The organism is Hypericibacter terrae (assembly GCF_008728855.1).
Lineage (GTDB): Bacteria > Pseudomonadota > Alphaproteobacteria > Dongiales > Dongiaceae > Hypericibacter > Hypericibacter terrae.
On record NZ_CP042906.1, the window covers coordinates 5,657,800 to 5,668,552 of the forward strand.

Annotated in this window: 11 protein-coding genes; 7 read left to right on the forward strand and 4 right to left on the reverse strand. The window is 66.0% G+C overall.

Annotated features, from left to right (window positions below; genetic code table 11):
• Positions 1–19: 19 nt before the first annotated feature.
• On the reverse strand, positions 20–520 hold the full coding sequence (locus FRZ44_RS25930; RefSeq protein WP_225308452.1) for a methylated-DNA--[protein]-cysteine S-methyltransferase: 501 nt from the start codon (positions 518–520) through the stop codon (positions 20–22).
• Positions 517–2,619 (reverse strand): thioredoxin domain-containing protein, encoded by a 2,103-nt coding sequence (locus FRZ44_RS25935; protein WP_225308453.1) that lies wholly within the window; start codon positions 2,617–2,619, stop codon positions 517–519. Before FRZ44_RS25935 ends, FRZ44_RS25930 begins: the two co-directional genes overlap by 4 nt.
• 178 nt (positions 2,620–2,797) lie before the next feature.
• On the opposite strand from FRZ44_RS25935, the gene FRZ44_RS25940 reads away from it, so the two are divergent.
• The 7 genes from FRZ44_RS25940 (at position 2,798) to FRZ44_RS25970 (ending at position 9,178) form a co-directional block, all read left to right on the forward strand.
• Positions 2,798–3,040 (forward strand): DUF6489 family protein, encoded by a 243-nt coding sequence (locus FRZ44_RS25940; protein ID WP_151179912.1) that lies wholly within the window; start codon positions 2,798–2,800, stop codon positions 3,038–3,040.
• On the forward strand, positions 3,037–3,438 hold the full coding sequence (locus tag FRZ44_RS25945; RefSeq protein ID WP_151179913.1) for a (2Fe-2S) ferredoxin domain-containing protein: 402 nt from the start codon (positions 3,037–3,039) through the stop codon (positions 3,436–3,438). Before FRZ44_RS25940 ends, FRZ44_RS25945 begins: the two co-directional genes overlap by 4 nt.
• Before the next feature lie 48 nt (positions 3,439–3,486).
• A complete protein-coding gene (gene mnmE, locus FRZ44_RS25950; protein ID WP_151179914.1) occupies positions 3,487–4,821 on the forward strand; it encodes a tRNA uridine-5-carboxymethylaminomethyl(34) synthesis GTPase MnmE in 1,335 nt (444 codons plus the stop codon).
• Between the two features lie 110 nt (positions 4,822–4,931).
• Positions 4,932–6,824: a tRNA uridine-5-carboxymethylaminomethyl(34) synthesis enzyme MnmG gene (mnmG, locus tag FRZ44_RS25955; protein ID WP_151180474.1), complete on the forward strand. Its 1,893-nt coding sequence runs from the start codon at positions 4,932–4,934 to the stop codon at positions 6,822–6,824.
• An 11-nt stretch (positions 6,825–6,835) separates the two neighbouring features.
• On the forward strand, positions 6,836–7,474 hold the full coding sequence (rsmG, locus tag FRZ44_RS25960) for a 16S rRNA (guanine(527)-N(7))-methyltransferase RsmG (protein WP_151179915.1): 639 nt from the start codon (positions 6,836–6,838) through the stop codon (positions 7,472–7,474).
• Between the two features lie 28 nt (positions 7,475–7,502).
• Entirely contained in the window at positions 7,503–8,267 is a 765-nt protein-coding gene (locus tag FRZ44_RS25965) for a ParA family protein (RefSeq protein WP_318526383.1), read from the forward strand.
• Positions 8,264–9,178 (forward strand): ParB/RepB/Spo0J family partition protein, encoded by a 915-nt coding sequence (locus tag FRZ44_RS25970; protein WP_151179917.1) that lies wholly within the window; start codon positions 8,264–8,266, stop codon positions 9,176–9,178. The genes FRZ44_RS25965 and FRZ44_RS25970 overlap by 4 nt, the downstream gene beginning before the upstream one ends.
• A gap of 15 nt (positions 9,179–9,193) precedes the next feature.
• Here FRZ44_RS25970 and FRZ44_RS25975 read toward each other — a convergent pair whose 3' ends face one another.
• Positions 9,194–9,430: a DUF6471 domain-containing protein gene (locus FRZ44_RS25975; protein ID WP_151179918.1), complete on the reverse strand. Its 237-nt coding sequence runs from the start codon at positions 9,428–9,430 to the stop codon at positions 9,194–9,196.
• Positions 9,431–9,697: 267 nt separating this feature from the next.
• Positions 9,698–10,735 carry a DNA polymerase III subunit delta gene (gene holA, locus FRZ44_RS25980; protein ID WP_151179919.1) on the reverse strand — a complete coding sequence of 346 codons (1,038 nt, stop codon included), beginning with the start codon at positions 10,733–10,735 and terminating at the stop codon, positions 9,698–9,700.
• Between the last annotated feature and the right edge of the window lie 18 nt (positions 10,736–10,753).

Consider the following 10,753-nt stretch of genomic DNA (forward strand, 5'->3'; position numbering starts at 1 on the left):
TCGTGAGAGAGGCTGGATTTCAAAGGAGGCGCAGAGGGCGGGCGCCCTCCAGTTCGAGCAGGAACGATTTCGATTCCGTGCCGCCGACGGCGGAGAAGCCGACCAGGGCGCCGTTTTCCGCGAGCACGCGGTGGCAGGGAATGATGATCGGAATCGGATTGGCGCCGCAAGCCTGGCCGACCGCGCGCGCGACGCTGTCGACCCGGCGCGCCAGGGCCGCATAGCTCCAGGTCTCGCCATAGGGAATCCGGCTCATGGCGTCCCAGACCTTCTGCTGGAAAGCGGTGCCGCGCGGTGCCAATGGCAGATCGAAGGCGGGGCGATGGCCACGGAAATATTCGTCGAGCTGCGCCTCGGCCTGCTCGAGCAGGGCCGAGGATTCGGCGCCGGGGTCGATGCGGGAATGTTCCTCGCCGCCCCAGCTCAAGCGCGTGAGGCGGCCTTCCTCCTCGGTCAGTTGGATCGGGCCCAGCGGCGAGGCCATGACGCGCTGGCGCGACAGGAGGGCGGTTGCCGTCATCCGAGGGCGAGAGCAGCCTGCAGCCGCTCGGGATCGGTGAAGGGCAGCGAGCAGGTTTGGCCGCGGCAGACGAAGGCCGCGACCTGGCCGGCGGGCGCGCTCTTGCCGGCGGCCGGATGACCGGCCGGCAGCGCCGTGCCGGCAGCGACCGACTGCAGCACGAGGTTGGGCAGCGACACGCCATGGACCGCGCGGCGCATCGCCTGCATCGCGGGCGCGTTGGCGTCGCCGACCAGCACGACCTGGACCGCGTTCTGCAACAGATCGTTCGCATTGAGCAGTGTCGCGAGCGGGAAGAAGTTGCGCTCGATCTCGCCGGCGAAGGCGCCGACGACGGCTTCCGCGCGATCGCGATAGGCGGGCTTGCCGGTCAGGTAGTGGAGCTTCGCCAGCACCGCGACCATCGTGCCGTTCCCGGAGGGCACCGCATTGTCATGGGCGTTGCGCGGACGCTGCACCAGATCGGTGGTGTCGTCGGCCGCGAAGAAATAGCCGCCACCGGTCTTCTCCCAGTAATGACGGTCGAGGATCTCGAGCCAGGCCTCGATTTGCGCGATATAGGACGGATCGCCGGTCGCCTCGTGCAGGCGCAGGGCGGCGCGCGCATTGTTGGCGTAATCGTCGAGCGTCGCCGGATGCTGCAGGCGGCCGGCGCGATAGCTGTGCCGCAGCCGCCCGTCCTTCGTCATGTCCTGGGTCACGAAGGCGAAGGCCTCGCGCGCGACGCCAAGCCAGTCGGGCTGGTCCAGCGCCTGCGCGGCGAAGACGAGTGCTGCGATCATCAGCCCGTTCCAATCGGCCAGCGCCTTGTCGTCGAACCCTGGGCGCACGCGGGCACCGCGAAGGGCGAGCAGCTTCGCCCGCGACTTCAGAAGTGCGCCCTCGGAGAACTCGTCCATGAGATCGGGATGTGCGGTCCGATTGAGGATCGTCTTTTGTTCCCAGTTCCCGTCCGGATGCACATCGTAGATGCGCTTGAACAAGGTCGCGTCCTTGCCGAGGGCCGCATCGATCTCGGATTCGGTCCAGACATAGAATTTGCCCTCCTCATGCTCGCTGTCGGCATCGAGCGAGGAGGCGAAGCCGCGATGTCCCGAAGGCCCGGCTTCGGCGCGCATCTCGCGCAGCGCCCAGCCGATGGTTTCGCGGATGCGGGCCTCATAGAGGGCCGAGCGCGTCTCCTGCCAGATCAGCGTGTACTGCTCGACCAGCTGGGCGTTGTCGTAGAGCATCTTCTCGAAATGCGGCACCAGCCATTCGGCATCGACCGAGTAGCGCGCGAAGCCGCCGCCCAGATGATCGTAGATGCCGCCCTGCGCCATGCGCGTGAGCGTCAGCAGCACGGCCTCGCGCATCTCGCTGTCGCTGTTGCGCTGCCAGCCGCGCCAGAGCAATTCGAAGGTCGGCTCCTGCGGAAATTTCGGTGCGCCGCCGATCCCGCCATGTTCACGGTCGACCTGCTGCAGCAGATGCTGCGCGATGCGATCGGTGAGTTCCATGGAGATGGCGCCGCCGGGCCGCGGCTCGGCCATCGACCTGAGCGCATTCTTGATCGCGGTGACGTTGCTCGCCACCTTGCCGCGCTCGGTGCGGTAGATGTCGGAGATCGATTTCAGCACGTCGGGGAATCCGGGCCGGCCCCAACGCTCGGCCGGCGGAAAGTAGGTGCCGCCCCAGAAGGGCTCGCCCTGCGGCGTCAGGAACATGGTCAGCGGCCAGCCGCCCTGCTGCCCGAGGAGTGACAGCGCCGCCTGATAGATCTGATCGACGTCAGGGCGCTCCTCGCGGTCGACCTTGATGTTGACGAAGCGCTCGTTCATCAGATCGGCGATGGCCGGGTTCTCGAAACTCTCATGGGCCATGACATGGCACCAATGGCAGGCGGCATAGCCGATCGAGAGCAGGATCGGCCGGTCGAGCGCCTGCGCGGCGGCCAAGGTCTCGGGATCCCAGGTCTGCCAATGGACCGGGTTCGCCTGATGCTGATGGAGATAGGGGCTGGTGCTGAGGCCAAGCCGGTTGGACCCGAGGCGCTCGAGAAGCGCCGGATCGTCGGGGCCGCCGGCGGCAGCGGGAGGCATGTCCGAAGGGGACGTCATAAGGGTGGCGAAACCTTTCGGCCGGCAGGATTTGCGGGCGTTGATCTTCGAGGGGTGATTTCGCCGATCGGGCCGTGGCGCCCCAAGGCGGATCGCGGATGCTATGCTTATATAGTCGGGTTGGCATCGCGGCGGCTCAAGCCCAATCTGGGCGACAGTCGGGTTTGTCGGAGGGCATATGAAAATCACAATCGATATTGACTGTTCGCCCGGCGAAGCCCGGGCTTTCCTGGGCTTGCCGGATGTGGCGCCGCTTCAGGATGCCGTGATGAAGGAAGCCGAGCAGCGGATGATGGCGGCCCTGAAAAGCATGGACGCCGAGGCCATGTTCAAGGCCTGGCTCCCGGGTGGGTTGGGCGGATTGGAAAAAATGCAGCGGGCCTTCTGGGAAGGCCTGGCGGGAAAGAAGACCGGAGAATGACGAAGATCGACCAGGAATCGCAAAGGGCCGGGGAGGAGCAGATCTCGGGCGACCCGGCCCTTTTCTATCGCGCCCATGTGTTTTGCTGCACCAATGAACGGCCGGCCGGCCACCCCCGCGGTTGCTGCAAGGAAAAGGGATCGGAAAAGCTGCGCGACTATATGAAGGCGCGGGCCAAGGAGTTGGGAATCGCCGGGGTGCGCATCAACAGCGCCGGCTGCCTCGACCGCTGCGAGCTGGGGCCGACCATGGTGATCTACCCCGAAGGGGTGTGGTATCGCGCCCGCACGCGGGAGGAGATCGACGAGGTGCTGCAAAAGCATCTGGTCGAGGGGGGACGAGTTCCGCATCTGATGCTGAAGCCGGGGGACGACCCGCCGATTGCCAAGAAGAAGTGACGGCGGCGGAAGGCCAGCGTGGTTCCTTGAGGTAACCGCCGGGAGCCGATGACCGAGGATTCCACCATCTACGCGCCGGCCACGGCGCCGGGCCGCTCGGGCTTGGCCGTCATCCGGCTGTCCGGCCCTGCGGCGGGGGACAGCCTGCGCCGCCTGACCGGGGAGCCATTGTCCGAAGCGCGTAGAATTGTGCGGCGCAGCATAAACCATCCGATCACCGGCGAGACGCTTGACCAGGGGATGGTCGCCTGGTTTCCGGCGCCGCGCAGCTTTACCGGCGAGGAGGGGGCCGAGCTTTATCTCCATGGCGGGCGGGCTGTGGTAGCGGCGGTTCTGGCGGCTCTGGCGCAGCTTCCGAATTTGAAGTTGGCTGAACCCGGCGAGTTTACGCGCCGGGCCTTCCTCAATGGCCGGTTGGACCTGACCGAGGTCGAAGGGTTCGCCGATCTGGTCGCCGCCGAGACCGAGGCCCAGCGTCGCCAGGCGGTCCGGCAATTGGATGGGGTTCTGGGAGAGCTCTATGGCGGCTGGAGCGAGAGCCTGACCACGGCCCTGGCCCGGCTCGAAGCCGCGATCGACTTCCCCGATGAGGATCTGCCGGCAAATTTGATTGTTTCGGTAACGGAACAAGTCGCGCCGGTGGCCAAGGCCATCGCCGAGCACCTCGCCGATGGCCATCGCGGCGAGCGGCTGCGGGAGGGGTTGTCGGTCGTCATCATGGGCCCGCCCAATGCTGGGAAATCGAGCCTATTCAATGCATTGGCGAGGCGCGAGGCGGCGATCGTATCGCCCCAGGAAGGCACCACGCGCGATGTGCTGGAGGTGGCGCTCGACCTTGGTGGCTACCCGGTTCTGCTGGCCGACACCGCCGGATTGCGCCGCACCCGGAATGAAATCGAGGCCGAGGGCGTCCGGCGCGCCGAACGCCGCGCCGAGGATGCCGATCTGCGGATTTTCGTTCTGGATGCGGAACGAGTGGCCGATCAATTGCCGAACCTATTGAATCTCAAGCAGGATCGAGATCTGGTCCTGGCTAACAAGACGGATCTCCTGGCGGGTCGGCCCCTTCCGGAGGTCGGCCTCCCTTTGCTTCCGATTTCCGTTCGTTCCGGAGCCGGATTGAATGAGTTGGTGGCCCGGATCAGCCAGATCGCGGCCGAGAGCATGGATTCGGTCGGTTCGCCAGCCCTGACGCGAGCCCGACACCGCTCGGCCCTGGAAGAGGCGCTGGTGGCGCTGACCCGCAGCCGGGTCGCGCACGATCCGGAATTGGTGGCCGAGGATCTGCGCCTCGCCGTACGGGCCCTCGGCCGCATTACCGGCCGGGTGGATGTCGAGGATCTCCTCGACCGGATTTTCTCCGAATTCTGCATCGGGAAATGATCCCTGCGGCGGCCCCGATGTTTCACGTGAAACATGGGCTGCGACCGACGATCCCAGGGGCCCCGAGAGCTTTTGACTCGGATCGGGGTCGAGGATTAAAGTCCCGCGCCATGCGAGATTTCTACGATGTCGTTGTCGTCGGTGGAGGCCACGCCGGCTGCGAAGCCGCGGCTGCATCTGCGCGCATGGGCGCGGCAACGCTCCTTCTGACCCATCGACGGGACACCATCGGCGAGATGTCCTGCAACCCCGCCATCGGCGGCTTGGCCAAAGGTCACCTGGTCCGGGAAATCGACGCGCTCGACGGCCTCATGGCCCGGGCGATCGATCGCGGCGGCATCCAGTTCCGCGTCCTCAACCGGAGCAAAGGCCCGGCGGTTCAGGGGCCGCGGGCCCAGGCCGACCGGAAACTCTACAAGGCGGCGATTCAGGACCTGCTGGCCAACCAGCCCGACCTTGAGATTCTCGAAGAGGCGGCGGAAGGGATCGAGCTCGACCCGGCTGGCCATCTGGCGGCACTGATCACCAGGAGCGGCCGGCGGATCGGCGTTGCTGCCGTCGTCCTCACCACAGGGACCTTCCTGCGGGGCCTGATTCATATCGGCACGGAGACGCGGGCCGCAGGCCGGGTGGGCGAGGCGCCGGCAGTCGGATTGGCGGAAGCCCTGGAACGGGCCGGCTTCGCGATGGGGCGGCTCAAAACTGGGACCCCGCCGCGCCTCGACGGCGACACCATCGACTGGAGCGGCCTGGAGCGCCAGCCGGGCGACCGGCCGCCGCAGCCCATGTCCTTCCTGACGGGCCGGATCGAGACGCTGCAGATCGACTGCCATATCACGGCGACGAGCGCCGCCGGCCATGACGTGATCCGCCGGAATCTGCATCGCTCGGCGATGTATTCGGGCCGGATCAAAAGCACCGGCCCCCGTTATTGCCCCTCTATCGAGGACAAGATCGTCCGCTTCGCCGATCGCGAGCGCCACCAGATCTTCCTTGAGCCGGAAGGGCTCGACGATTCCACCGTTTACCCCAATGGGATATCGACCTCCTTGCCGGCGGAGGTGCAGGCGGAGTTCCTGGTAACGATTCCGGGGCTGGAGCAGGCTCGGATCCTCCGGCCCGGTTATGCCATCGAGTATGACTTCATCGATCCGCGTGAGCTGAACGCGACGCTGGAGACGCGGCGGGTGCCGGGTCTCTTTCTCGCCGGCCAGATCAACGGCACGACCGGCTATGAAGAGGCGGCCGCGCAAGGGTTGATGGCCGGCATCAATGCCGCCCTCAAAGCCGGTGGGGGTGGCGCCTTCATCCTCGACCGGGCCGACGCCTATATCGGTGTCCTGATCGACGACCTGGTCACGAAAGGCACCGGCGAGCCCTATCGCATGTTCACCTCGCGGGCCGAGTATCGGCTGATGCTGCGGGCCGATAATGCGGATCTCCGTCTGACCGAGAAGGGGATTGCGATCGGCGCCGTCGCCAGTGACCGAGCCCAGCGCTTTGCGGCCAAGAAGACAGCGCTCGATGAGGCGAGGGGCCGGATGGCCGCTCTCAAGGAGACCCCGAACCGCCTGAAGCATCAGGGCTTCGCGATCAATCAGGATGGCGTCTGGCGGACCGCGTCGGAAATGCTGGGCTATCCGGGGGTCACTCTGGCGACCCTCGCCAAGGTCTGGCCGGAGCTCGCCGCCATTCCGGCCGAGATTGCCGAGCAGCTGGAGATCGAAAGCCGCTATGCGGGCTATCTCGAACGGCAGGAGGCCGACATCCGCGCCTTCCGTCGCGAGGAATCGCTCCAGCTTCCGGCCGATCTCGATTTCGCCGCGGTCGGGAGTCTCTCGACCGAGATCCGGGACAAGCTGACGCGCGTCCGGCCGGCGACCCTTGGCCAGGCGGGACGGATCTCCGGCGTGACCCCGGCGGCGCTCACGGCGTTGCTGCGCCATCTCCGCTCCGGCGCTCCTCGTCGCCCGATCGAAAATCCGGCCGTCGGCGAGGCCTGATCCTCGTCGCCATGACCGCACCTCTCACCCCCGAACGTTTCGCCGCCGAAACCGGTGTTTCACGTGAAACGCTCGCGAAGCTCGAGACGCTCTCCGAGCTCCTGGTCAAATGGCAGCGGGCCATCAATCTGGTCGCCGCCAATTCGCTCTCGGATCTTTGGCGCCGCCATATTTTGGACTCCGCGCAGCTCTACCCTTTGCTGCCGCCCCACTGCCGCACCGTGATCGATATCGGCAGCGGGGCCGGGTTCCCCGGCCTGGTGCTGGCGGCCATGGGCGTGCCGGATGTTCATTCGGTCGAGTCGGACCAGAGAAAATGCGCCTTTCAACGGGAGGCGGCCCGAGTCGCGGGGCTCTCCGTCACGATTCACGCCCAGCGCGTCGAATCACTGCCAAAAATGCAAGCAGACGCAATTATTAGTAGGGCCTGTGCCGACCTCCCCCAATTACTTGAATATGCCTACCCTTTTGTGTCACCCTCCAGCTGGTGCCTGTTCCTCAAGGGCCAGCAGGTCGAGCGCGAATTGACCGAGGCTGGCAAAGGCTGGAAGATGCAGACGGAGCGCTTTCCAAGCCGCACCGACCCCTCTGGAACCGTCCTGCGATTGAGCCATGTCGAACCTCTCCGACCTCACCGCGACGAACGATAATCCATTGAAAAGAGCCAAAGTTCTGGCGATGGCAAACCAGAAGGGCGGGGTCGGGAAAACCACGACCGCGATCAATCTGGCGACCGCACTGGCGGCTTGTGGGAAACAAGTCCTGATCGTGGATCTGGATCCCCAGGGCAATGCTTCCACCGGCCTCGGCATCGACCGCGCCCGACGGGTGGTGACCTCCTATGACCTCCTCGAAGGCGGCGCCAGCGCGCGGGAAGCGCTGCTGCCGACCCTGGTCCCGGGCATGTCGATCATCCCCGCGTCGGTCGATCTGTCCGGCGCCGAGATCGAGCTGGTGAGCGCCCTGAGGCGCGAGTTCCTGCTGCGCGAGGCGCTGAAGCCGATCCTGAATTCCTATGACTATGTTCTCATCGACTGCCCGCCCTCGCTCGGATTGCTGACCCTGAACGCGCTGGTCGCGGCCGATGCGGTGCTGGTGCCGCTGCAATGCGAGTTCCTGGCGCTCGAAGGTCTGAGCCATCTGATGATGACGATCCAGCGCATCAAGGAAGTGCTCAATCCCTCCCTTGAGATACAAGGGGTGGTATTGACCATGTTCGACAAACGCAACAGCTTGAGCGACTTGGTCGCCGCCGATGTGCGCGGCCATCTCGGCCACAAGGTCTATGACACGGTCATCCCGCGCAATGTGCGCATTTCCGAGGCGCCTTCGCATGGGAAGCCGGTCCTGCTCTATGATCTGAAATGCCCCGGGGCGCAGGCCTATATCCATCTCGCCAGTGAGATGCTGCGACGGGAGCGGATGGAGCCTGAGGCGGCTTGATCGACGACGGCAGCAAGAAACTCGGCCGCGGTCTGTCGGCACTGCTGGGAGCGGAAAGCGCCGACTACGCTTCGCTCGACCGGGTGCGTTTGTCCAAGATGGTGCCGATCGAGCAGCTCCAGCCGGGGCCGTTCCAGCCGCGCCGGCTGTTCGGCGACGAGGAGCTCGCGGCCCTCGCGGAATCGATCAAGGCGAACGGGATCCTGCAGCCGATCCTGGTGCGCCGCCGGCCGCAACAGCCCAACGCCTATGAAATCGTCGCCGGCGAACGCCGCTGGCGTGCGGCGCAGCGGGCGCAGCTTCATGAGGTCCCGGTCATCATTCGCGACCTCGCCGACCGCGAGGCGCTTGAGCTGGCGCTGGTCGAGAACCTGCAGCGCGAGAATCTGTCGGCCCTCGAGGAAGCCGAGGGCTATCGCCGCCTGCTCGAGGAATTCAAGAACACGCAGGAAGACTTGGCGCAACATGTGGGGAAGAGCCGCTCCCACATCGCCAATATGTTGCGGTTGCTGGGGCTGCCCAGCCAGGTCAAGGCACTGCTCGACGAGGGCCAGCTGACGGCGGGCCATGCCCGCGTGCTGGTGACGGCGGCCGATCCGGTCGGGCTCGCCAAGCAGATCGTCGCCCAGGGGCTGAATGTGCGCCAGGCCGAGCGCATGGCCAGCGCCGCCAAGCCCACCGCGTCACGAAAGAGCGCCAGATCGAAGCCCGGCGCCGCGGTTCGCGATGCGGACACTTTGGCGCTCGAGCGCGACCTCTCCAACCTCCTGGGGCTCAAGGTCTCGATCAATTTCGACGGGCAGGGCAGCGGTGCGCTGACCATCCATTATAAGAGCCTCGACCAGCTGGACGACCTGCTGCAGCGCCTGACCCGCGCGGCGGGCGCCGCCGCCAAACCCGCTGAAGACTGATCCGGGACGGCCGGCCTAATCGTCCAGCCGCAATTTCCTGACGCCGATCGCCTCGAGGCATTGCAGCAGGAACACGGCCGTGAAGCTGTCGCGGGCGATCTTGTTGGCGATGTTCCGCTCGGTTTCCTTGACGCCCAGGGGCTCCAGCTTTTCCGCCAACTTGCGGTAGCTCACATTGCGGCGCTTGAGTTCAGCCTTCAGGATGCCCTTCGTCCGGGCGCCCCAATCGATCGCTTTGACATCCTTGGTCATCTCTCCGCGTCCCCATCTCGATAGAAACATCATCACATTTGATGATTTTACATCGAACAAGATCGCCGGACCCATACTCTCGATATTTTTACATCGAATGTGACGATGTCGCCGGTCCTGGAGCGCGACTGGGCGGGACGCCGCGGACTGGAGCGCCCCGATCCGGTCCCAATCTCCCCAGGGGTCAAAAAATGCTGCAGCCATGCTGCACCGATGCTGCGCAGCATCAGGGTCATGCTGCGCAGCAAAATCAGCGGGTTGGCGGGTTCAGCGCGCCGGCTTGATGGCCGCGATTTCCAGGAAGACCCGCCGGCAGAGGGTCTCTGCCGGGGAGCCGGAGCGCTTGCAGAGCTGCTCGGTCGCCAGGATGCGTTCCAGGGCGGTGGCGATGCCGCCGGACGACCAGCGTTTCGCGGCCGCCTTGAACCGATCCTCATATTTGAAGAAGACCGGGGGCCGGAGGCCGCGCATCGCGCCTTCGATCCCGCCGCTCTGATCGGCCTTGCCGATCGCCCATTGCAACCGCAGGAAATGCCGTGCCGCGGCGCGCAACAGCGAGATCGGGGCCGCACCCTCGCCCAGGCTGCGGGCGAGCCCGCGCTCGACCCCCGCCATGTCGCGGTCGCTCAAGGCATAGACCAGGTCGTCGACCGCATGCGCGGCGCTGTCGCCGACGGCGGCCTCGACATCGGCCAGCGCCACCGTCTTCCCGCTGCCGCCCATATAGAGTGCGAGCTTTTCGAGCTCCGAGAGCGTCACCGCGCGGTCGCCGCCGAGACGCGCCGAAAGATAGGAGAGGGCGTCCGGCGCGATTGCGAGCCCCTCCTGCTGCAGCTTGTCCTTGATGACGCCCGACAGGCTGGCGCCCTCGTCGCGATAGCAGGGCAGGGCGGCCGCCTGGTCGGCCGTCTCGCACAGCTTGCGCAAGGCCGAGCGGCTCGGCAGTTCCTCGGCCTCCAGCACGATCAGGCTGTCGGTGGCGGGCGAGGCCTTGGCACCCGCCAGGTAGGATTTGAGGATCGCGGCGACATCGTCGTCCGCATCCTCGATGCGTACCGCGCGGCGTCCGCCGGTGAGCGACATGGCCATCGCCTCGTCGGCGAGGCGCGCCGGATCTTCCTTGAGGGCCTTGCCGGTCAGGACCGCGACGCGGAAGGGATCGTCGAGGCTGCCGGCGGCGCCGCGCACCAGCTGATTGGCGCGCTCATGGACCAGGCCCGCATCGACGCCATAGACCAGCACCGCCATGATCTGCGGATCCGGCTTGGCGAGGAATCGCTCGATCGTCTTGCCGGTCAATTTCATCGCGGCGGCGCGATCAGC

Coding starts and splice junctions, on each gene's coding strand:
- FRZ44_RS25945 (WP_151179913.1), top strand. CDS start 3,037: ATGACGAAGATCGACCAGGAATCGCAAAGGGCCGGGGAGGAGCAGATC.
- FRZ44_RS25975 (WP_151179918.1), bottom strand. CDS start 9,430: ATGACCAAGGATGTCAAAGCGATCGATTGGGGCGCCCGGACGAAGGGC.
- rsmG (WP_151179915.1), top strand. CDS start 6,836: ATGACCGCACCTCTCACCCCCGAACGTTTCGCCGCCGAAACCGGTGTT.
- FRZ44_RS25940 (WP_151179912.1), top strand. CDS start 2,798: ATGAAAATCACAATCGATATTGACTGTTCGCCCGGCGAAGCCCGGGCT.
- FRZ44_RS25965 (WP_318526383.1), top strand. CDS start 7,503: ATGGCAAACCAGAAGGGCGGGGTCGGGAAAACCACGACCGCGATCAAT.
- mnmE (WP_151179914.1), top strand. CDS start 3,487: ATGACCGAGGATTCCACCATCTACGCGCCGGCCACGGCGCCGGGCCGC.
- FRZ44_RS25935 (WP_225308453.1), bottom strand. CDS start 2,619: ATGACGTCCCCTTCGGACATGCCTCCCGCTGCCGCCGGCGGCCCCGAC.
- holA (WP_151179919.1), bottom strand. CDS start 10,735: ATGAAATTGACCGGCAAGACGATCGAGCGATTCCTCGCCAAGCCGGAT.
- FRZ44_RS25930 (WP_225308452.1), bottom strand. CDS start 520: ATGACGGCAACCGCCCTCCTGTCGCGCCAGCGCGTCATGGCCTCGCCG.
- mnmG (WP_151180474.1), top strand. CDS start 4,932: ATGCGAGATTTCTACGATGTCGTTGTCGTCGGTGGAGGCCACGCCGGC.